This is a genomic window from Williamsia sp. Y844 (genome assembly GCF_056786475.1).
This window is the reverse complement of sequence record NZ_JBXCJB010000001.1, coordinates 2,576,156-2,596,050: the sequence shown is the minus strand read 5'-3', so window position 1 is coordinate 2,596,050 and position 19,895 is coordinate 2,576,156. Positions and strand designations below refer to the sequence as shown.

Below are 19,895 nucleotides of genomic sequence, written 5' to 3'. Positions count from 1 at the left end.
TGTGACAAGGGTCTCATCAAATTTGATCTGGGTTGCAGATCACAGACCGAGCGATTTCGCGATGATCACCTTCATCACTTCGCTCGTACCTGCATAAATGCGCGCGACCCTGGCATCCAGATAGAGTCTCGCGATCGGATATTCGGTCATGTACCCGTATCCACCGAAGAGCTGCAGGCACCGATCGACGACCCTTGCCTGGACCTCGGTGCAGAAGAGTTTCACCCTCGCGGCGTCCGGACCGGACAGTTCGTCGTCCACGAGATCGAGGACCGCCCGGTCGACCATCGCCTGTCCGGCCTCGATCTCGGCCGACATGGCCGCGAGTTCGAACTTGGTGTTCTGGAAGGACGCAACCGGCGTGCCGAACGCTTTGCGTTCCTTCACGTAGTCGATGGTGGTCGCCACGGCCGCCCGCGCTTGGGCAATCGATCCGACGGCCACGGTGATGCGCTCCTGTGGCAGATTCCGGCCGAGGTAACCGAATGCCTTGCCTTCCTCACCGAGCAGGTTCGACACCGGCACCCGGACGTTGTCGAACGACAGTTCGACGGTGTCCTGGACCTTGCAACCCATCTTGTCGAGCACCCGGCCGCGCTCAAATCCGGGCATGCCGTCTTCCACGACCAGCAGTGACAATCCGCCACGACGGTTGTCCGGATCGGTCGATGTCCGGGCCAGGACGATCACCAGGTCGGCGAGCAAACCCCCGGTGATGAATGTCTTCGCCCCGTTCAGCACGTACTCGTCGCCCTCGAGGACGGCGTTGGTGCTGACGCCCGCGAGGTCGGAGCCGGTGCCGGGTTCGGTCATTGCGATCGCCGACAACAGGGTGCCCTTGGCGAGCCCGGGGAACCAGCGGGCCCGCTGGTCGTCATTGGCGTACTCGAGGAAGTACGGGAGGATGACGTCGAGCTGGGTCCGGACCGTGCTCAGGGTGACCAGCGCTCGAGCCGCTTCCTCTTGGAGGATGACGTTGTAGCGGTAGTCGCGCAGGCCGGCGCCCCCGAACTCCTCGGGGATCGCGATACCCAGCAGTCCCAGCGATCCGAGCTCGGCGAAGATCTCGCGCGGCATCTGACCGACCTTTTCCCAGGCCGCATACTCCGGAACGATGCGCTTGCCGATGAAGTCGCGCGCCAGCGCCCGGAATTCCTCGTGGTCCTCGGTGAATACTCCGCGTCTCATTTCGCTTCCTCTCTCACGAAACCAATTCGACGAGGGTGGCATTGGCAGTGCCGCCGCCCTCACACATGGTCTGCAGTCCGTACCGAATTCCGTTGTCACGCATGTGGTTGATCATGCGGGTCATCAGGATCGCCCCCGAGCCACCGAGCGGGTGTCCCAGAGCAATCGCGCCACCCAACGGGTTGAGCAGGGCCGGATCAGCTCCGGTCTCCGCAAGCCAGGCCATCGGTACCGGGGCAAACGCTTCGTTCACCTCGAACACGCCGACCTCGGAGAGCTTCACGCCCGCCTTGTCGAGGACCTTCGCGGTCGCCGGGATCGGGCCGGTGAGCATGAGCACCGGATCGTCGCCGACAACGGCGCCTGCGGTGTACCGCACCAACGGCTTCAGGCCGAGTTCGCGCGCCTTCTCCGGGGTCATCACCAGCAATGCGGCTGCGCCATCAGAGATCTGGGAAGAGTTCCCGGCGTGGATCACCCCGTCTTCGGAGAACGCGGGCTTCAGATTCGCAAGCTTTTCGACCGTGCTCCCCCGACGGATTCCTTCGTCGGCGGTGACCACACCGTCTTCGGTCGGGGTCGCGACGATCTGGCTTTCGAACGCCCCGGCATCCTGCGCCGCCGCGGCCCGCTCATGTGAGAGCACCGAGAACTCGTCGACCGAGGTCCGGTCGAAACCCCACTTCTGGGCGATCTTCTCTGCCGAGATCCCTTGGTTGAAGGCAAAACCCTCATAGCGGCCAAGGGCTTTGGGCCCGTACGGTGCACCGGTGGATCGAGCTGCGCCCAGCGGCACCCGGCTCATCACCTCGACACCACCGGCCACGACCACGTCCTGCTGACCCGACATCACCGCCTGCACCGCGAAGTCGAGCGCCTGCTGGCTCGATCCGCACGCCCGGTTGATCGTGACGCCAGGAATCGATTCGGGCCATCCCGCCGCGAGCACCGAGTACCGACCGACGTTGCTGGACTGGTCGCCGACCTGCGAAACACAGCCCCACACAACATCATCGATGATCTCAGGGTTCACCCCACTGCGTTCGGCCAACGCATTGAGTACATGACCCGAAAGATCGACGGGATGGACGCCGGCCAGTCCACCGTTCCGCTTTCCGACAGCGGTACGAACCGCCTCGACGATGACTACTTCGCGCATCTACTTTTCTCCACTTCGGTGTTCTGACGATGACGGCCTGGGCACAGCCCACTGGCCGGTGAATTCCGGTGTTCGCCGCGCGCTGAAGGCAGCAAACGCCTCCTGGGCATCGCGGGTTGCAAAGTTGGCCGCCTGCGCGCGGGCCTCGTTGGCCAATGCGTCGTGCAATGTGCGATCGGCGCCCTCGTTCAGCAAAGCCTTGGTCTGTGCCAGCGCAATCGGCGGGCCGGCCGCGAGTCGGCCGGTGAGGTCGTCGACGAATCCGTCGAGTTCGGATGCGGCGACAACCCAGGTGACGAGGTTCAGCGCGCGGGCTTCTTCTGCATCGATCGTGTCGGCCAGCATCGTCAGCCGCTTGGCCTGTTGCAGGCCGACGAGTTTGGGCAGCAGCCAGGAACCGCCGAGATCCATCGACAGTCCGCGTTTGACGAAAATCTGCGAAAACGTCGATCCAGGTGTCGCGACCACGAAATCGCAACCGAGCGCCAGATTCCAGCCCGCACCCACAGCCACCCCGTCGACCTTGGCGATCGTCGGCATCGGGAGGTTGTGCAGCAGCTCGGCAACCGCGGTGAGGTTCCGCAGTTTGTACGTGGGATGGGTCGGATCCGGGGTGGCGATATCGGCACCCGAGCAGAACGCCCCGCCTGCACCGGTGATGACCAGTGCCCGGACGCTGCGGTCATCGCCTGCGGCAATCAGCGCATCACGCAACGCAATCCAGAGTTCCCTGCTGATCGCATTCTTGCGGCGCGGTCGATTCAGGGTGAGGGTACGGACACCGTCGCGGTCAGCGCACAGCAGTTCCGGCTCAGCGTTCATACGCCGGACCGACCGCGCCCTGTGCCCGTAATCCCACCAGATCGGCCTCGCCGACGCCGACATCGGCCAGGATCTTCTCGGTGTGCTCACCGAGCCCCGGTACCGCGCCCATCGGAGGATCGAAACCCGAGATGATCGGAGGCGGCAGCAACGCTGCGATCGGACCGTTCGGAGTATCGATGTCGCGCCACCGATCACGCTCGGAGAGCTGCGGGTGCGCGATCACCTCGCTGGGCAGGTTGTACCGCGCGTTACCGATCCCTGCCTTGTCCGCGATGCGCTGGATGTCCACCAGATCATGCTTGCCGCACCATGCTCCTACGGCCTCTTCGAGGACCGCGCGGTTCTCCACCCGCCCACTGTTGTTCGCGAAACGGGGGTCGTCCGCGAGATCGTCACGCCCGATGATCTCGCGCGCCAGACGTTGCCACTCGCTGTCGTTGGTGGTGCCCAGGACCACGGTCTGCCCGTCGGCGGTTGGGTACGAACCGTACGGCGACACCGCGGGCGAACTCATGCCCAACGGCTGCTGGTCGATCCCTGAATGGCGGGTGTAGTTCAGCTGATAACCCATGACCTCGGCCGCGGTGTCGAAGAGACTCACCTTGACCTCGGCAGAACCCTTGCCCTGCGCAATGCGCCGGTCCCGCGAGTACAGCAGCGCGATGATCGACAGTGCGGCATAGAGCCCGGTCGAGACATCCGCCACCGGCGGACCGGGTTTCGCCGGTTGCCCCGGAAATCCGGTCACGGCGCAGACGCCGGCCTCGGCCTGCACCAGCAGGTCGTAGGCCCGCTTGTGTGACAACGGACCACCGCTGCCGTACCCGTCGATCTCGACCGCAACCAGATTCGGATGACGCTGCGCCAGCACGTCCCCCGACAAGCCGAGCCGTGCAGTCGCTCCGGGCGCCAGATTCGACACCAGCGCGTCGGCCTGATCCAGCAGCCGGTGTAGCAGATCGATCCCGGCCTCCGACTTCAGATCCAGAGTGACCGATTCCTTGCCGCGATTGGCCCAGACAAAGTGAGCTGCTTGGCCTTTCACCACATCGTCGTAGTGACGGGCGAAGTCGCCGCCTTTCGGATTCTCGACCTTGATCACCCGGGCCCCGAAATCTGCGAGGGTGCGGGTGCACATCGGAGCCGAAATTGCCTGCTCGAGGGTCACCACTGTGACACCGGCGAGCGGGCCCACCGACTCACCTGTCCCCGGCTGGTCAGGTGTTTCCGAAAGGTCAGCGTTTGTCATCACATCACCATGCCGCCATCAACCGGCAGAACCTGGCCGGTGACAAACGATGAGGCATCCGAGGCGAGGAACAGGAACGCGCCTGCGATCTCTTCCGGTTCTGCCCAGCGCCGCAACGGGATCCGGTTGAGCATGGTCTCTGCGAACTTTTCGTCGGTGCGGATCGTCTTGGTCATCGGCGTGGCGGCCAGCGGGGCCAGCGCGTTGACGAGGATCTGCTTGCGGGCCAACTCGCGGGCGAGTGACTTCGTCAGCCCGATGATTCCGGCCTTCGCCGCCGAGTAGTTGACCTGCCCCAGCGTGCCGGTGATACCGGCCGACGAGGTCACGTTGATGATTCGGCCGGTGCCGTCGGTGGGGAGGTACCGCAATGCCGCCTGCGCGCAGTTGAATGCACCCTTGAGGTGGATGTCGAGCATGCGCTGGAACGATTCTGCGGTGGTGTCCTTGAACATCGCAGGCGCGGTGACCCCGGCATTGTTGACAACGATGTGCAGGACCCCGTCGGCGAGCGCGGCCGCAGCCGACGCAGCCGCATCGGCACCTTCGCGATCACTGACATCCAGCTCGAAACCCTCTGCCTTGCCACCGGCTTCGACGATGCGCTTGGCAACCAACGTGGCCGCCTCGCCATTGATGTCGGTGACCAGAACGGCGGCACCGGCAGCGGCAAACGCCTCTGCCACAGCCGAACCGATACCACCGGCAGCGCCGGTGACCAGGGCCGACCGTCCGGTCAGATCAAACATCCCACTCTTGACACTCATCAGTAGCTCCTCGGCATTCCCAAAGTATGTGAACCCAGATAGTTCAGGATCATTTCCTGGCTGATCGGGGCGATCTTCATCAGCCGGGCCTCGCGGAAGTACCGCGCGACGTGGTACTCCTCCGAGTAGCCCATACCGCCGTGCGTCTGCAGGGCCCGGTCGGCCGCATTGAAACCGGCTTCAGCACAAAGGTACTTTGCGGTGTTCGCCTCACGGCCACAGGGCTTTTTATTGTCGTAGAGCCAGGTTGCCTTGCGCAGCACCAGTTCTGCGGCATCCAGGTGGGCCAGCGCGTCGGCCAGCGGGAACTGGATGCCCTGGTTCATGCCGATCGGCCGATTGAACACGATCCGCTCGCCGCCGTACTTGACGGCCTTGTCGAGGGCCACACGGCCGATACCGAGGGCCTCCGAGGCGATGAGCATCCGCTCGGGATTGAGGCCGTCGAGCAGGTACTTGAAGCCCTGGCCCTCTTCTCCGACCCGGTCCTCGATCGGGATCCGGAGATCGTCGATGAACAACTCGTTGGAGGTCACCGCGTTTCGGCCCATCTTGGGGATCGGCCGGATCGTCACCTTGCTGCGGTCGAGATCGGTGAGGAACAGCGTCATGCCGTCGGTCTTCTTCTCGACGTCTTCGTACTTCGTCGTTCGGGTCAGCAGCAGGATCTTCTCCGACTCCATCGCCTTGGAGATCCACACTTTGCGACCGTTGACGACATAGCTGTCACCGTCTCGCTTGGCGAAGGTGGTGATCCGTGAAGTGTCCAGGCCGGCACCGGGTTCGGTCACACCGAAGCAGACGTGCAGGTCGCCGTTGACGATTCGGGGCAGCGTGCGCGCCTTCAACTCATCGGATCCGTGTACGACCACCGGGTGCATACCGAAGATCGAGAGGTGGATCGAGCTCGCCGCATTCATCGCACCGCCGGAGCGGGAGACCGCCTCCAGCAACAGCGTCGCCTCGGTGATGCCGAGGCCATGACCGCCGTACTCCTCCGGCATGGTCATTCCCAGCCAGCCACCATCGGCGATCGCTTTGTAGAATTCTTTCGGAAACTCGTGCGCGAGATCCTTTTCCATCCAATACTGGTCATCAAAACGACTTGCCAGCTCGGATACCGACTTGCGGATCAGCTCCTGATCCTCGGTCAAATCAAAGTTCATTCCGGTGGACACAACGCATTCCTTCCGATATTCCGTGTCGAGCCGATATCCATATCGAGTCACCACGTCTGCGACGTGAACGCAGAAGATTCGCCGCTGCGGGAGGTCGGATTCCGACCCCCCGCGACGACGACCTTCTGGCGCTCAGATACCCGATCAGTCAGAGGCGGGCAGCGGCTTTGGGCTCTTGATACTCAGCTCGGCGCCATCGACGCTCAACGATCCGGTGCCTGCCGACGTGCAGAGCAGTTCGATCGTGTCGCCTGCGTCAACATAGCGCTTTCCGAGAAGTGTTGCCGGAGAGCCGCCGTCACCGGCGATCTTTGCCGCGGTGGCGGCCGGAACCATCGGCGCTCCGCCGCAGGCAACCGCCACGTCGCCTGCCGGCGCCTTCACCACCACGACGCGGGTGGCGCAGCTGGTACTTGCCAGCTGGTCACCGGGGCGCAACGGCGTGCTTTGCTGAGTCATCGTGAACATCCTTTTCGACGAGAATCTTATCGTTGGGAGACAGCTGCTCGGAGAGGTTACTGAAGTCAAATGCCTGCCGCGCCAACCAGAATCGCAGGAACTCTGTGAGCGAGTAACGCAGGAACACCGCAGAGCCCACGACAGCCAGCGAGATACCGATGAGTGCGATGACGATTGCGTCGCGCTGCTCGAGCGGATTCGCGGTGCCATGCGAGATGAAGTACGCGATGATCGCCAGCACCGGGCCGATCACCATCAAAGCGAGGCCGATGCGCAACCAGAGCTGCGACCGCCCGGTCGCCGGATCGGCGATCTTCAGCTCGGACAATTCGCGGGTGAAGCGATCGGCGCGGGATTCGGATGAGGTCATGAGGAACTTCCTAGGTAGAGGGCTGCCAGTTGTTTTCGGAATTCGTGGTCGGGACGACCCTGGTGTTCGACCCGTCCGCGGACTAGCACCGCGGCATGGTCTGCATAATCGAGAACGGCCGCCGCGAACTGCTCGACAACCAGTACGGCGACACCCTGCCGGGCGATCTCCGCCACCTGCTCATAGAGCTCGGCGACGATCAGGGGTGCCAGCCCCATCGACAACTCGTCGAGCAACAGCACCGCGGGATCGGTTGCCAGACCCCGGGACAGGGCCAGCATCTGCTGCTCACCACCGGACATCGTGCCGGCGGTCTGCGTTGCCCGCTTACCCAGAATCGGGAAGCGACTGAACGCGATCTCTTCGATCTCCGCGCGCGAACGCCCGGTGAAGGTCATCATCTGCAGGTTCTCCCGGACCGTCAGGTTCGGGAAGACGCCGCGGCCTTCGGGTATCAGGCAGACACCCGCACGGGCCACATCGCCAAGTGCCATTCCGGTGGCATCTCGACCACCGAGCACCAGCTGCCCCGATTTGACCGGGTGATTGCCTGCCGCCACGTTCAGCGTCGTGGTCTTGCCTGCGCCGTTCGGTCCGAGCAGCGCAACGACCTGTCCGGCGGAGACGCTCAGATTGATGCCGTGTAGCACCGAGATGGCGTCGTAAGCCGCACGGACGTCCCTCAGTTCCAACATTGGAGTCATGCTTCCGTCCCCAGGTATGCCGCCAGAACTTTCTCGTCTTTACGGATCACGTCGGGCGGACCCGATGCGATGATCTTGCCGAGGTCGAGCACGAACACCTGGTCACAGACTTCCATGACCAGTTCCATGTCGTGTTCGACCAGCAGGATCGCAGCGCCACGGTCGGCGATCGTGCGGAGCAGGAGCGCAAAGCGTTCCGTTTCCTCGGGATCCTGACCGGCCGCCGGTTCGTCCAGCAGCAACAGGCTGGGTTTGACGGCAAGGGCTCGCGCCACCTCCACCAAACGCCCCATGCCCGTTGGCAACTCGTCCGAACTCACATCGGCGATGTCACTGAGACCGAGTCGCTCGATGATCTCGTCGACGACCTCTGCCGCGTTGCGACGATGCGGACCGAGTTCCGCGGCAACCAGCAGGTTGTCGCGAACACTCAAGCGGCCGAACAGTTCCAGTCGCTGAAATGTCCGGGCCAGACCACGTCGGGCCCTCTTGGAGGGACCTTCTCGCGTCACGTCGTGGCCATCCATCACCACGGTGCCCGTCACCGGCTTGCGCAATCCGGTGACAACGTCGAACAGCGTGCTCTTACCTGCGCCGTTTGGCCCGATCAAGCCGGTGATCTTGCCTGCCTCCGCAGACAGCGCAACGTCTTCCAGCGCGCGGTGGCCACCAAAGGCCACCGTCACACCACTAACCTCGAGTTGCAATGGCATGGTCCAACACCTCCTCGTCCTCGGCGCGCCACGGGCGCTTGAGCCCCCACCACTCGACCGGGATGTCCTCATCAACAATCGACCCATCGGAGCCCAAAGTGTCCGAGTTCGGGAAATCCGGATCGTCCGGATCGATGATCGGAGCGGGCTTGAGCGCCGCCCAGACCTGCAGGGCAATCACTCCGGCGACGATGCCGAAGAAGAAGATCCAGCCATCGAACACGTCGCCGAGGCGCAGTGCCCAGAGCAGCACGAACCAGCTCAGGAATGCCGACACCGCGATGCGATCGGCGAAGATCGGATCCCACTGCTTGCGCATCTGCGGGATCGCACCCGAACTCAGGATTCCGCCTGCGAAGGCGATACCCGCCAGACCCGGGATCACCTGGACGAGGTCGGCGGAATCGGGCCAGATCATCACCACTGCGACAAACGGACCGGCCAGCATGAATCCGGTGAAGAACCCGGCACCCACCGAGCCCAGACCCGCGATGGTCGCGATCAGGAACAACGGCAGTCCGGCAACAAAGTTGAACTGATCGGCGGTGACCGACTGCAGTTGCATTCCGTACAGGGCGCCACCGAGACCGGCGATGCCGGCACCGAGTGCGAAGACCGCAACCTTCGCCGTCAGCAGATTGCCGCCGAGCGTGGCGTAGGCCGCCTCGCTGTCACGTTGCGCGATGAGCCTGCGCCCGTACCGGCTTCGGCGAACCAGTGCCACGACGAGTGTCGCCAGGGCGAGGAATATCGCCGAGAGGATCGTGATCCTGGCCGTGGTGTCGAAATGGAACCCGAACAGGTTGGGCCCCACCAACTCGACCGATCCCTGATCGAAGATCGTGATCTCTGCACCGAAGACGTTGAACGCCGGGAGGGTGAAGATCCAGCGATCCATGATGACCGCGAACGCGGCGGTTCCCAGGGCCAGATACACCCCCGAGAGCCGTAGCGCCGGGATGGCGACGATCGCACCCGCGATCGCCGACACCAACACCGTGGCGATCAGTGCCCACCACTGCCCGCTGCCTCCGAAGTAGGCGCACGCAGCCGCGCCGATACCGGCCATCGTCAACTGGCACAACGAGATCTGACCGGCAAAGCCCGCAAGCGGGACAAACGAGAGCGCGATGATACTCATCGGGAAGATCAATCCGAAGCTGATCAGATCACCCTCACTGAGGACGGTCGTCAGCACCACCGCGAACACGACGATTGCCACACCGAAGATCACGGTGCCACGCACTGTCGGCAACGGAACCTTGGTCAGACGCCGGTCGCGACCACGCAGACGGCCATGCGGGAACAACAGCAGGGCCAACAGCAGCAGGAGCGCAGGCGCCGCGAGGCGCAGACCCGGAAGGTACTCGTTCTGTGGCAGGTAGCCGGCGAGGTACGCCTCCATGCAACCGACCACGATTGCGCCGACAAAGGTCATCGGCAAACTCTTGAGCCGCCCGAAAATTGCTGCGGCATAAGCGCTGATGATGAGCAACGACAGCTGCATCGCATCGAGGGCCACCATCGAGGCGATCAAGATGCCGCCGATCGCGGCCAGTTCGGTGCCCAGGATCCACGCCACGCGGTTGGCACGCACCGGATTTGCTCCGGTGAGGCCGACCAGTCCCCTGTCGTCCACGGTTGCCCGCATCTCGGTGCCGATACGGGTGTTGAACATCAACAGCCGCAGGCCGATTGCCACTGCAATCGCCACCAGCATCGTCACCATCTGATGCCAGGTGATGGTGGCCGAACCGATGTGTATCGGAGACTGGTCGGCGAAGAACCGGGGAATCGACTTGGCGTCGTTCGGATTCCAGATCCACCGTGCCAGGGCGATCAGACCGCTCAACAGAGCGATCGTCATCACCATTTTCTCTGCCTCACCCAATCGTTGGACCGGGCGCATCGCCAGTTCGACAAGGATCGCAAACCCCGGTGCCAGGACACCGAGAATAATTACCAGCGAGAGCCATACCGGCAAACCCCATCCGATGGAGATCTGCCAGAACGTGAACGCGGCAAACATGCCTGCCGCGCCATGCGCGAAGTTGAAGACGCCGGTGGTCGTGTACGTGAGTACCAGACCACTGCCGATCACTGCATAGATCGCAGCGGTCGTCAGTCCAACGATTCCGAAGGTGAGGAATTGGTCCATTACTTCACATCACTCATGCTCTTACCCACATCGGCCAGGGTCATCGGGGCTCCGTAATCCTTGGTGTACTTGTACGGTTCGACGCAGCGATAGAACTCTCCGCCCTCACTACCGACGTCCACGGACTCCCAGCCGTCGGCTGTTGTCTTCTCGACATTGAAGCAACCGTTCGGGGGAACGGGTGCCGAGAGATTCGTCGGAGCGTGCAATCCGCCACCCGTCCAAGCGGTTTCGCTCTTCGCGTTCTCCACCAGGCAGGCACGGGTCAGATCGTCACCACAGGCCGCGGCAGACTTGGCGAACAGCAACCAGGATGACATCGCACGAATCGCAGGCAGGGTCATCTCGGTGTCCGGAGAGTACTTGGCCCACAGTTCTTCGAACTGCTGCATCGCCGGAACATCGCTTCCGAAGGGCGCGTTGCCCCCGAGATCGAGGTAGTTGTTCTGCTCGGCGGCCGAGGAGCCTGCCAGTTCGACGAACTGATCGCCGTAGGCGTTGTTGTTGGTGTCGATCCAGTCGAGCTTGTAGTCGATGCTGGTCAGCACACTCTCGAGCTTGGCGAGTTGCTTGAAATCGCCGTAGTAGATGAGCCCTTTGACGCCCTTGCTCTTCATCGACTGTGCGTAAGGCGTCCAGTCCGACACACCCATGGCCGGGTACAGATCGTTGTAGATGAATGTGCCACCGGCTGCGGTGGTGGATTCGACCGCCTGCTCGCCAAGTACCTTTGTCACAGGTGAGTCGCCGTTGATGATGCCGACCGCGCCCTTGGAATCGGGGTACGCCTCATTGATGAGCCAGTTCCGGAAGCCGTAGTACGGGTCATAGCCCGCTGTCATGCTCGGATCGGCGGAGATCTCGAGGTCAGCGCCTGCCGACTGCATCTGGGCAACCTGACCCGGGAAGCTCGGAAGGGTGCAACCCAGGCGTTCTTTGACACCGAGTCCGTCGAGCGCACTGCCGCCGCCGACGAGGGCGAAGTCATCACGGCACGCGGCAATCATCTGCTGGCGCACCTCCATGAGCTTGCTGTCACGGGTGTTGGCAACGATCTTGCGTCCGTTGATACCACCAAGATCGTTGCACCAGGAGGTGAACACCTTGGCCGTGTCGACGAACTCCGAATTCTTCGTGAAGCCGACATCGGAGAAGACCCCGACCTGGATCTCCGAGTCCGTGACCCCCTGCGCGGTGGACCCCTTCGACGGCCCCGACGAGCAGACGTCGGACAGGTCGCCGAAGTCGCTCGACGCACTGGCCGCCGCAGTGGTGCCGCCACCACCGCCTTCTTCGGTCCCGGTGTCACTGCTGTCTCGGCCACTACAGCCGGCAACGAGCACCGTGATCGCCATCAAGGCGATCAGCATGCGTTGTGGTTTCACATTGTTCCTTTCGACTACGTCCGTCCGTCTGCGGATGGGGAGATCCGAGACGGGTTGTGGACCCTGCCCACGGCGGATGGATTGCACGCTGTGGGCTGTGGCGCTTCCGCTAGTAGGAAACTAGCTTCTCCCATTTGAAGAATCAAGATTTTGTAGGATGCAGGTCACACCTTACTGAAACTGTGACCATCGGCAAACCGGACAGCATACGTGCACGATTCAGGGTCGGCCCGCTCGTTTATCCAGGTGAGCGGCCCGATAACCGCGACCCTCATAGAAGTGTCCAAGTCAAGGACCCCAGGATGAGACCGAACCGCGAGCCACAGTCGCCCACGGCATCAAAGTCGAGGAATTTTCCAGCAGGATTGACTAACCGGGCGGTTCATGGAAATCTAGGTATTCGAAAGTGAGAACGTGATTCTCCGACCGAATGAGAGGAGGTGGTGGATGCGTCTGCCCCCGCTACCCGCGGACCAATGGGATGAGACCGTCGACACTGCCCTGAAAGGCATGCTGCCGAGGTGGCGTAGGAATCCGGAGAACGCCGGAACAATCCTCGCCACACTGGTACGTCATCCAGCTCTGACACAGGCGTACCTCGGCTTCAATGTTTACATCTTGTTCAACTCGACCCTGCCGGCGCGCCTTCGCGAACTGATGGTCCTGCGGATTGCACACGTCGCGAACTGCGACTACGAAGCGCACCACCATATTCAACTCGGCAAACAGGCAGGTTTGACCGAGGAGGAGATCTCCGCGGCAGCCCGCGGCGAGGGACTCAATGACTTCGACAGCGTGGCCCTGCGCTCAGTCGATGAACTAAATCAGCACTCTCGAATCTCGGACGAGACCTGGGCGGAACTATCCGACCACCTCGACGAAAAGCAGCGGATGGATCTCGTCTTCACAGTCGGGTCGTATCGGATGCTCGCAATGGCTATCAACACTTTTGACGTACAGCTCGAACAGGAAAGGTAAATCATGGCCCACTTTGAAAAACCAGCTGCAGGCAGCTGGACCGAGCACTGGCCGGAGCTCGGCACCGCACCGGTTGATTACTCGGATTCGACCGACCCTGAGTTCTACCAGGGGGAAATTGACGCCATCTTCAAGAAGAAGTGGGTCAACATCGGTCGCGTGGAGCGCATCCCCAAGAAGGGCAACTACTTCACCCGCGAGATCGCCGCTCTCGGAACCTCGCTCATCATCGTGCGCGATACCGAGGGCAAGGTCCGCGCCTTCCACAACGTCTGTCGTCACCGCGGCAACAAGCTGGTCTGGAACGACTTCCCGAACGAAGAGACCTCGGGTACCTGCCGCCAGTTCACCTGCAAGTACCACGCCTGGCGCTACAGCCTCGAAGGCGACCTGACCTTCGTCCAGCAGGAGGGCGAGTTCTTCGACCTGGACAAGAACGACTACGGCCTGGTCTCGGTCAACTGCGACGTCTGGGAAGGTTTCATCTGGGTCAACATGGATGACAACGCCCAGCCGCTGAAGGAATACCTCGGCCGGCTCGCCGAAGGTGTCGAGGGCTACCCGTACCACGAGATGACCTCGGTCTACAGCTACAAGTCGACGATCAACGCCAACTGGAAGCTGTTCATCGACGCGTTCGCGGAGTTCTACCACGCGCCGGTGCTGCATCAGAAGCAGGCAACCAAAGAAGAAGCCGAAAAGTTGCTGCACCACGGCTTCGAGGCTCTGCACTACGACATCGACACCCCGCACTCGATGATCTCCACCTGGGGAGGCATGTCGCCGCCCAAGGACCTGAACATGGTCAAGCCGATCGAGCGCGCTCTGCGAAGTGGCCTGTTCGGACCATGGGATCGTCCCGACATCGAGGGCCTCGATCCGCTGCCCCCGGGCATCAACCCCGGCAAGGCAAAGCCCTGGGGCATCGACGAGTTCGAGTTCTTCCCGAACATGTCGCTGCTGTTCTGGGCTCCGGGCTGGTACCTCACGTACCACTACTGGCCCACCGCGGTGAACCAGCACGTCTTCGAGGCCAATCTCTACTTCGTACCCGCGAAGACCCCACGGGAGCGCCTGGCTCAGGAACTCGCCGCGGTGACCTTCAAGGAGTACGCGTTCCAGGACGCCAACACCCTCGAAGCAACGCAGACGATGCTCGCAACCAAGACGGTCAGCGACTTCCCGCTCTGCGATCAGGAAATCCTCCTCCGCCACCTCCACAAGGTGGTCAAAGATGAAGTAAGGGAGCACAAAAATGCCACAGCTACCAAGTGACTTCGCTGATCTAGAGAAGTTCTCGGACTGGATTCTGGCCACCGAGCAGGAGCGTTACGCCAAGCGTCTCGACTCCACGATGGACGAGATGCAGGTGTTCTACGACGCCGGCATGGACCGCATCGAAGCCGCGCTTGATTACTGCGACAAGTTCCAGCTCGATGACCTGCCCGAGGACGTCCGCGCCCTCATGCACCTGTTGTCGTCGCTGATCATGGTGTCGTTCCCGATCGAGGTCTGGAAGCAGCCCCGCGTGCTCGACAGCGGTGCGGCCTGGGTCGAGACCGTGAAGCAGCCGGTGTTCTGACATGCAAACACTCGTAGCGGCGGGCCTTCTCGACATCGATTCCGGCGAAATCGTCCGACCCGGAGTCATCCGGATCGATGGTGAACGGATAGTTGGAATAGGAGGTACTCCAGAAGGCGAAATCACCGATCTCGGTGACCTGATCCTGGTCCCTGGCTTCATGGACATGGAAGTCAACCTGCTCATGGGAGGACGTGGCGAAAAGCCCGTCGCATCCATGGTCCAGGATGATCCGCCGCTACGAATGTTGCGTGCGGTGGGCAACTCCCGCCGCACGTTGCGGGCCGGTTTCACCACCGTCCGCAACCTCGGACTCTTTGTGAAAACCGGCGGCTATCTGCTCGACGTCGCACTCGGCAAGGCCATTGACGCCGGCTGGGTCGACGGACCGCGGATCATTCCCGCCGGGCACGCGATCACCCCCACCGGTGGACACCTGGATCCGACGATGTTCGCGGCGTTCATGCCCGGCGTCCTCGATCTGACCATCGAAGAGGGCATCGCCAACGGTGTCGCCGAGGTCCAGAAGGCCGTTCGGTACCAGATCAAGCACGGTGCCCAGTTGATCAAGGTCTGTGTCTCCGGTGGTGTCATGTCACACACCGGAACCGCTGGCGCCCAGCACTATTCATTCGACGAACTCGTCGCGATCGTCGACGAGGCCCATCGACGTGGGCTGCGGGTCGCCTCGCACACCCACGGCGCCGAAGCGGTCAAGCAGGCCATCAAGGCCGGAATCGACTGCATCGAACACGGCTTCCTCGTTGATGACGAAGCGATTCAGATGATGGTCGACAACGGGACGTTCCTGGTCCCAACGACCCGGTTGATCGACGGCATGGACATCTCCCATGCCCCCGATGAACTCAAAGACAAAGCGGCGATCATGTTCCCGCAGGCCCGCATCTCCGTGAAAAAGGCCTACGACGCCGGCGTGAAGATCGCCGTCGGAACCGATGCCCCCGCAATCCCCCACGGCAAGAACGCCGATGAGCTCGTCGCCCTGGTCGACCGCGGCATGAGCCCACTGGCCGTACTGCGCGCCGCCACCACCGTGGCCGCCGATCTGATCAACGTCACCGACCGCGGCCGGTTGGCAGAGGGGCTGCTCGCCGACATCGTCGGCCTGCCGGGAAATCCCCTGGACGACATCACCGTTACTCAGAACGTGAAGTTCGTGATGAAAGGCGGCAAGATCTATGTCAACAAATGATGATCTGCTCGAGCTCCAGCAATTGCTGGCTCGCTACGCGGTGAAGATGACCCAGAACGACGTCGAAGGCGTTGTCAGTGTCTTCACCCCCGACGGCACCTACAGCGCCTTCGGCGACGCCTTTCCCCTCGATCAGTTCCCCGATCTGGTCGCGGCAGCGCCCAAGGGCCTGTTCATGACCGGCCTGCCACTGCTCGAGATCGACGGCGATACCGGAACCGGCACGCAGCCACTGTGTTTCGTTCATGACGCCACACACGACATGCGCATCGGCTACTACAACGACACCTATGTCCGCACGGAAGCCGGCTGGCGTATCAGTACCCGCAAGATGACGTTCATCCGCCGCAGCGGCGAACATGATTCGGGTATCCCGCACGCGTTCGAACGTCCGGGTGCATGAACAGCGGTCACATCGACACCGGTCACATGGACACCGGGCAATTCCGCTCGGCTGTTCGAGAATGGCTCGACGCCAATGATCTGACTCCTGGGCCCGACCATTCTCTGGATGGTCAGGTCGAGCAGTTGAATCGGGTGCGTCGGGCCCTTTTCGATGCGGGGTGGATGCGCTACGGGTGGCCCGCCGCGGTCGGTGGTCTCGGTGGACCCGCAGAACTGCGTGCGGTCCTCGGCGAAGAGGTCGCGATCCGCGATCTCGCCGAGCCGGGCCTGTATTCCATGATCGAAGTCCTGGTGCCGACGATGATGTCTTACGCGACACCGGAACTGGCAGCAGAGATGGTTCCGTTGATGCTCAGCGGCGCCGAGCAATGGTGCCAAGGATTCTCCGAGCCCGGTTCGGGCAGCGACCTCGCATCACTGACGACCAAAGCCGAACAACAGGGCGATAATTGGGTCATCTCCGGGCAAAAGGTCTGGACCAGCCTGGCCCAGTACGCCTCCCGTTGTGTCCTGCTGACGCGAACGGGTCCCGGCCACAACGGGATCACCGCGTTCTTCGTCGACATGGACACTCCCGGTATCACCGTTCGGCCGCTGCGCACGATGCACGGGGTCGACGAGTTCGCCGAGGTCTATTTCGACAATGTCGTTGTCCCGGCCAACCGGATGCTCGGCAAGCCCGGCGACGGCTGGGGTGTGGCGATGGATCTCCTCCCCCATGAACGGTCAACGTGCTTCTGGCACCGCATTGCCTATCTGTTCACCCGGCTGGACCGCTTGCTAACCCAGTCCGCGCCCATCACCACCGCCGCAGACGACGCCGAACTCGGCTCCGCCTACCTGGCCCTGCACACGATTCGCTGCCGTTCCCGGATGACCCAGCAACGACTGGCCGACGGAGCCCAACTCGGGCCCGAGACGTCGGTCGACAAGGTGCTGCTGGCCACCGCCGAACAGCAACTGTTCAACACCGCACGTGACCTGCTGCCGGGGGCAATCGAGCTCTCGGAGTCGGAATGGCGGATCGAATACCTCTATTCGCGTGCCGCGACGATCTACGGCGGCACCGCGGAGATCCAGCGCAACATCATCGCGCGACGACTACTCGATCTCGGGAAGGAGTGAAGATGGACGACGACGAACTCCTTTTGCTCACAGAGACTTTCCGCAAGGCGATGACCGGCGCATCAGGCCCTGAGCTCGATGCGGCACTGGTCGCACTCGGCTGGAACGAGATGCTCGCCGAGATCCCGGAAGTCGCTGTGCCGATGGTATTCCGGCTCCTCGGCGAGACCGGTGCGCACGCGTCGGTGATCAACGACGTAATCGGCGAATACATCCCACTGCCGTTTGCGGGCGGTTCCTGGGTTGTCTGGCATCGCAAGAGCACTGCCACCTCGAGCACCCTCGATCCGGAGTTGCCGCTGGAGGTGGTCGGATCGTGCAGCGGGACCCCGCTGCCCGTCGCCACGCTGGCCGCCGCCCAACGTGCGATCGGATGGTGGCTGGTCGGGACCAGCCGGACGATGTTGTCCCTGGCCCGCGAACACGCACTCAGTCGCACCCAGTTCGGAAAGCCTGTTGCCGGCTTCCAGTCGATCCGCCACAAGCTCGCCGAAACCTACGTCGCCATCGAGGGCGCCGAGGCGGCCCTGACTGTGGCCACGGAGACGCAGCGGAGCGGAGCTCGACCATCGAATACCGACGAACTGGGGTCGATTTTGGCGAAAGCTGCTGCGGGACAAGCAGCCCTGACCGCGAGCAAACACTGCCAGCAAATCCTGGGCGGCATCGGATTCACCGAAGAACACGACCTGCAGCGCCACATCAAACGTGCTCTGGTCCTCGACGGTCTCTTCGGCAGTGCACGGGAACTCACCCGTGAGGCCGGCGCCATCATTCGCAAGCAGGGTCACGCACCCCGCCTCGTCGACCTGTAGAAGCAACACCACAAAAAAAGGGCCGGTATCTCGTAAGAGATACCGGCCCTTCTTGTTTCAGCTATCCGATCAGCAACCCGGGATTGCTTCTCCGGAGCCCTGGACGGCCAGGATCGTGCAGAAGGTGGTGCCTGAAACGACCCAGGTGCCGTCGACCAGCACAGCCTCGCCGCTCTGGCCGGGGAGCACGGGTGCGCCGCCGATGTTCAGATCCCACAAGACAGTTGCCTTGTCTTCGCTGTCGAGGGTGACTTCCTGGACGGTGGCGGTGGTGCCCGCGGCCTGGGGGTTTGCGACCATGCCCTGCAGCACCGGTCCGAAGACCGCGGCGTTCTCGACGTACTTGGTTCGCTCTTCGATCGGAGCTGCTCCGTTGAAGAAAGTCTCGTACGCGACGGTGATCGCCTCGGTGGTTGCCGGGTCGGCGGTGGCTGCGGCGGCACTCGAGGTGGCGGCGGCCGAGGACGCGGCGGTGGACGATGACGAGCTGTCGTCGCTGTCATCGCTACAGCCGGCAACGAGGCCGACCAGAACAGCAGCGCAAGCGCCCGCCGTGAGTGCCCTACGGACGATTGAATTACGCATGGCGTGAGTCCTTTCTCGTGGACAGAGGTTCCGGCCACTGAAATAAAGCTGAAGTCTCCGGCCGATCAATGGGCACTTGCGATTTCGCATGTGCGCCCACTCACCCGCTACGACGACTGAGACTGATAATTGCATTCTCGGATGGATCGTACGACATTCTCGAAGGGCCCTGAAGGGATTCGAAGAAATCCACAGAACCGTATTGTCGAGGAGATTCGACCGGTCCCACCTGCGATGATCGTGAAGCTCTTAAGTGATCTTCGCCTTCATTTCGTCGAGGCGGGCCAGAACCGGATATCCGTTGACACTCAGCGCATTTCCGTGCCCGGTCTGATGTATGTCGAACACCGACTGGATAGCCGCGTAGAAGCCCTGCACGTCGAGCGTCTGATTCACCGCGCGCTTGGCCTGACGCAGACCGAACGGCGGCATGGACGCGATGTGCCGTGCCAGTTTCATCGTCTCGTCATCGAGGTCGGCACGAGCCACCACCTTGTTGACCATGCCGACCTGCTCCGCCTCCACGGCGGTGACCGGACGGCCGGTGAACAGGATCTCCTTGGCCTTACGCGGGCCGAGTTCCCATGTGTGACCGTGATATTCGACCCCGCCGATACCCATCAGCACCACCGGGTCCGAGAACTGCGCGTCATCGGCGGCGACGATCAGATCGCACGGCCAGCACAGCAGCAAACCACCGGAGATACAACGACCCTGAACCGCCGCGATCGACGGCTTGGGGATGTTGCGCCACCGTAGTGAGTACTCCAGGTAGCGGCGACTTTCGTTCTGATAGATCAACTCCAGGGTGATCTTGTCCGGGATCGGACCGCCACCCTTGAGATCGTGACCGGCCGAGAAGTGCTTGCCCTCGGCACGCAGGACGATGACAACGACCTCGGGGTCGTTGGCCGCACGCATCCACGCCGCATCCAGTTCGTCGAGCAAAGCGGCGTTCTGCGCGTTCGCCGCCTCCGGACGATTGAGCGTGATGGTCGCGATCTTGTCGGCAACCTCGTAGTCGATGTACGTCATTG

At 62.5% G+C, this 19,895-nt stretch carries 21 protein-coding genes; 7 read left to right on the top strand and 14 right to left on the bottom strand.

The window, feature by feature from the left end:
* Window positions 1-39: 39 nt before the first annotated feature.
* The 12 genes from AC1TQG_RS11950 to AC1TQG_RS11895 form a co-directional block, all read right to left on the bottom strand.
* The gene (locus AC1TQG_RS11950; protein WP_482137115.1) at window positions 40-1,188 is read right to left on the bottom strand and encodes an acyl-CoA dehydrogenase family protein; all 1,149 of its coding nucleotides are present in this window, start codon (window positions 1,186-1,188) and stop codon (window positions 40-42) included.
* A gap of 13 nt (window positions 1,189-1,201) precedes the next feature.
* Entirely contained in the window at window positions 1,202-2,347 is a 1,146-nt protein-coding gene (locus tag AC1TQG_RS11945; protein ID WP_482137114.1) for a thiolase family protein, read from the bottom strand.
* Complete coding sequence (locus AC1TQG_RS11940) at window positions 2,348-3,169, bottom strand: enoyl-CoA hydratase/isomerase family protein (protein ID WP_482137113.1); 822 nt, start codon at window positions 3,167-3,169, stop codon at window positions 2,348-2,350.
* A complete protein-coding gene (locus AC1TQG_RS11935) occupies window positions 3,159-4,421 on the bottom strand; it encodes a CaiB/BaiF CoA transferase family protein (protein ID WP_482137112.1) in 1,263 nt (420 codons plus the stop codon). Before AC1TQG_RS11935 ends, AC1TQG_RS11940 begins: the two co-directional genes overlap by 11 nt.
* Window positions 4,421-5,188, bottom strand: a complete 768-nt coding sequence (locus AC1TQG_RS11930; protein WP_482137111.1) for an SDR family NAD(P)-dependent oxidoreductase — start codon at window positions 5,186-5,188, stop codon at window positions 4,421-4,423. The genes AC1TQG_RS11935 and AC1TQG_RS11930 overlap by 1 nt, the downstream gene beginning before the upstream one ends.
* The gene (locus AC1TQG_RS11925) at window positions 5,188-6,354 is read right to left on the bottom strand and encodes an acyl-CoA dehydrogenase family protein (protein ID WP_482137338.1); all 1,167 of its coding nucleotides are present in this window, start codon (window positions 6,352-6,354) and stop codon (window positions 5,188-5,190) included. The genes AC1TQG_RS11930 and AC1TQG_RS11925 overlap by 1 nt, the downstream gene beginning before the upstream one ends.
* 156 nt (window positions 6,355-6,510) lie before the next feature.
* Window positions 6,511-6,825: a hypothetical protein gene (locus AC1TQG_RS11920; protein WP_482137110.1), complete on the bottom strand. Its 315-nt coding sequence runs from the start codon at window positions 6,823-6,825 to the stop codon at window positions 6,511-6,513.
* Window positions 6,791-7,195 (bottom strand): hypothetical protein, encoded by a 405-nt coding sequence (locus AC1TQG_RS11915; protein ID WP_482137109.1) that lies wholly within the window; start codon window positions 7,193-7,195, stop codon window positions 6,791-6,793. The genes AC1TQG_RS11920 and AC1TQG_RS11915 overlap by 35 nt, the downstream gene beginning before the upstream one ends.
* The gene (locus AC1TQG_RS11910) at window positions 7,192-7,899 is read right to left on the bottom strand and encodes an ABC transporter ATP-binding protein (protein WP_482137108.1); all 708 of its coding nucleotides are present in this window, start codon (window positions 7,897-7,899) and stop codon (window positions 7,192-7,194) included. Before AC1TQG_RS11910 ends, AC1TQG_RS11915 begins: the two co-directional genes overlap by 4 nt.
* Window positions 7,896-8,612, bottom strand: a complete 717-nt coding sequence (locus AC1TQG_RS11905; protein ID WP_482137107.1) for an ABC transporter ATP-binding protein — start codon at window positions 8,610-8,612, stop codon at window positions 7,896-7,898. The genes AC1TQG_RS11910 and AC1TQG_RS11905 overlap by 4 nt, the downstream gene beginning before the upstream one ends.
* Window positions 8,590-10,770, bottom strand: a complete 2,181-nt coding sequence (locus AC1TQG_RS11900) for a branched-chain amino acid ABC transporter permease (protein ID WP_482137106.1) — start codon at window positions 10,768-10,770, stop codon at window positions 8,590-8,592. The genes AC1TQG_RS11905 and AC1TQG_RS11900 overlap by 23 nt, the downstream gene beginning before the upstream one ends.
* A complete protein-coding gene (locus AC1TQG_RS11895; protein WP_482137337.1) occupies window positions 10,770-12,140 on the bottom strand; it encodes an ABC transporter substrate-binding protein in 1,371 nt (456 codons plus the stop codon). The genes AC1TQG_RS11900 and AC1TQG_RS11895 overlap by 1 nt, the downstream gene beginning before the upstream one ends.
* A 462-nt stretch (window positions 12,141-12,602) precedes the next feature.
* Here AC1TQG_RS11895 and AC1TQG_RS11890 point away from each other — a divergent pair, with 462 nt between their 5' ends.
* From AC1TQG_RS11890 to AC1TQG_RS11860, 7 genes are read left to right on the top strand one after another with little or no spacing between them, the layout of a single operon-like run.
* Window positions 12,603-13,133 carry a carboxymuconolactone decarboxylase family protein gene (locus AC1TQG_RS11890; protein ID WP_482137105.1) on the top strand — a complete coding sequence of 177 codons (531 nt, stop codon included), beginning with the start codon at window positions 12,603-12,605 and terminating at the stop codon, window positions 13,131-13,133.
* 3 nt (window positions 13,134-13,136) lie between these two features.
* Window positions 13,137-14,408: an aromatic ring-hydroxylating oxygenase subunit alpha gene (locus AC1TQG_RS11885; RefSeq protein ID WP_482137104.1), complete on the top strand. Its 1,272-nt coding sequence runs from the start codon at window positions 13,137-13,139 to the stop codon at window positions 14,406-14,408.
* Window positions 14,389-14,715 (top strand): hypothetical protein, encoded by a 327-nt coding sequence (locus AC1TQG_RS11880; protein ID WP_482137103.1) that lies wholly within the window; start codon window positions 14,389-14,391, stop codon window positions 14,713-14,715. The genes AC1TQG_RS11885 and AC1TQG_RS11880 overlap by 20 nt, the downstream gene beginning before the upstream one ends.
* Before the next feature lies 1 nt (window position 14,716).
* Window positions 14,717-15,928: a metal-dependent hydrolase family protein gene (locus AC1TQG_RS11875; protein ID WP_482137102.1), complete on the top strand. Its 1,212-nt coding sequence runs from the start codon at window positions 14,717-14,719 to the stop codon at window positions 15,926-15,928.
* A complete protein-coding gene (locus AC1TQG_RS11870) occupies window positions 15,915-16,331 on the top strand; it encodes a nuclear transport factor 2 family protein (protein WP_482137101.1) in 417 nt (138 codons plus the stop codon). The genes AC1TQG_RS11875 and AC1TQG_RS11870 overlap by 14 nt, the downstream gene beginning before the upstream one ends.
* Window positions 16,332-16,357: 26 nt before the next feature.
* Window positions 16,358-17,458 (top strand): acyl-CoA dehydrogenase family protein, encoded by a 1,101-nt coding sequence (locus AC1TQG_RS11865; RefSeq protein WP_482137336.1) that lies wholly within the window; start codon window positions 16,358-16,360, stop codon window positions 17,456-17,458.
* Window positions 17,459-17,460: 2 nt separating this feature from the next.
* Window positions 17,461-18,273 (top strand): acyl-CoA dehydrogenase family protein, encoded by an 813-nt coding sequence (locus tag AC1TQG_RS11860; protein ID WP_482137100.1) that lies wholly within the window; start codon window positions 17,461-17,463, stop codon window positions 18,271-18,273.
* Between the two features lie 69 nt (window positions 18,274-18,342).
* Here AC1TQG_RS11860 and AC1TQG_RS11855 read toward each other — a convergent pair whose 3' ends face one another.
* Both AC1TQG_RS11855 and AC1TQG_RS11850 read right to left on the bottom strand, forming a co-directional pair.
* Complete coding sequence (locus AC1TQG_RS11855) at window positions 18,343-18,858, bottom strand: MTB12 C-terminal domain-containing protein (RefSeq protein WP_482137099.1); 516 nt, start codon at window positions 18,856-18,858, stop codon at window positions 18,343-18,345.
* Window positions 18,859-19,107: 249 nt separating this feature from the next.
* A complete protein-coding gene (locus AC1TQG_RS11850) occupies window positions 19,108-19,893 on the bottom strand; it encodes an enoyl-CoA hydratase (protein WP_482137098.1) in 786 nt (261 codons plus the stop codon).
* Window positions 19,894-19,895 lie beyond the last annotated feature (2 nt).

What these genes read in the sequence shown, in the direction of transcription:
- AC1TQG_RS11950 (WP_482137115.1), bottom strand. Translation starts at nt 1,188, where the DNA reads ATGAGACGCGGAGTATTCACCGAGGACCACGAGGAATTCCGGGCGCTG.
- AC1TQG_RS11945 (WP_482137114.1), bottom strand. Translation starts at nt 2,347, where the DNA reads ATGCGCGAAGTAGTCATCGTCGAGGCGGTTCGTACCGCTGTCGGAAAG.
- AC1TQG_RS11940 (WP_482137113.1), bottom strand. Translation starts at nt 3,169, where the DNA reads ATGAACGCTGAGCCGGAACTGCTGTGCGCTGACCGCGACGGTGTCCGT.
- AC1TQG_RS11935 (WP_482137112.1), bottom strand. Translation starts at nt 4,421, where the DNA reads ATGACAAACGCTGACCTTTCGGAAACACCTGACCAGCCGGGGACAGGT.
- AC1TQG_RS11930 (WP_482137111.1), bottom strand. Translation starts at nt 5,188, where the DNA reads ATGAGTGTCAAGAGTGGGATGTTTGATCTGACCGGACGGTCGGCCCTG.
- AC1TQG_RS11925 (WP_482137338.1), bottom strand. Translation starts at nt 6,354, where the DNA reads ATGAACTTTGATTTGACCGAGGATCAGGAGCTGATCCGCAAGTCGGTA.
- AC1TQG_RS11920 (WP_482137110.1), bottom strand. Translation starts at nt 6,825, where the DNA reads ATGACTCAGCAAAGCACGCCGTTGCGCCCCGGTGACCAGCTGGCAAGT.
- AC1TQG_RS11915 (WP_482137109.1), bottom strand. Translation starts at nt 7,195, where the DNA reads ATGACCTCATCCGAATCCCGCGCCGATCGCTTCACCCGCGAATTGTCC.
- AC1TQG_RS11910 (WP_482137108.1), bottom strand. Translation starts at nt 7,899, where the DNA reads ATGACTCCAATGTTGGAACTGAGGGACGTCCGTGCGGCTTACGACGCC.
- AC1TQG_RS11905 (WP_482137107.1), bottom strand. Translation starts at nt 8,612, where the DNA reads ATGCCATTGCAACTCGAGGTTAGTGGTGTGACGGTGGCCTTTGGTGGC.
- AC1TQG_RS11900 (WP_482137106.1), bottom strand. Translation starts at nt 10,770, where the DNA reads ATGGACCAATTCCTCACCTTCGGAATCGTTGGACTGACGACCGCTGCG.
- AC1TQG_RS11895 (WP_482137337.1), bottom strand. Translation starts at nt 12,140, where the DNA reads ATGCTGATCGCCTTGATGGCGATCACGGTGCTCGTTGCCGGCTGTAGT.
- AC1TQG_RS11890 (WP_482137105.1), top strand. Translation starts at nt 12,603, where the DNA reads ATGCGTCTGCCCCCGCTACCCGCGGACCAATGGGATGAGACCGTCGAC.
- AC1TQG_RS11885 (WP_482137104.1), top strand. Translation starts at nt 13,137, where the DNA reads ATGGCCCACTTTGAAAAACCAGCTGCAGGCAGCTGGACCGAGCACTGG.
- AC1TQG_RS11880 (WP_482137103.1), top strand. Translation starts at nt 14,389, where the DNA reads ATGCCACAGCTACCAAGTGACTTCGCTGATCTAGAGAAGTTCTCGGAC.
- AC1TQG_RS11875 (WP_482137102.1), top strand. Translation starts at nt 14,717, where the DNA reads ATGCAAACACTCGTAGCGGCGGGCCTTCTCGACATCGATTCCGGCGAA.
- AC1TQG_RS11870 (WP_482137101.1), top strand. Translation starts at nt 15,915, where the DNA reads ATGTCAACAAATGATGATCTGCTCGAGCTCCAGCAATTGCTGGCTCGC.
- AC1TQG_RS11865 (WP_482137336.1), top strand. Translation starts at nt 16,358, where the DNA reads ATGGACACCGGGCAATTCCGCTCGGCTGTTCGAGAATGGCTCGACGCC.
- AC1TQG_RS11860 (WP_482137100.1), top strand. Translation starts at nt 17,461, where the DNA reads ATGGACGACGACGAACTCCTTTTGCTCACAGAGACTTTCCGCAAGGCG.
- AC1TQG_RS11855 (WP_482137099.1), bottom strand. Translation starts at nt 18,858, where the DNA reads ATGCGTAATTCAATCGTCCGTAGGGCACTCACGGCGGGCGCTTGCGCT.
- AC1TQG_RS11850 (WP_482137098.1), bottom strand. Translation starts at nt 19,893, where the DNA reads ATGACGTACATCGACTACGAGGTTGCCGACAAGATCGCGACCATCACG.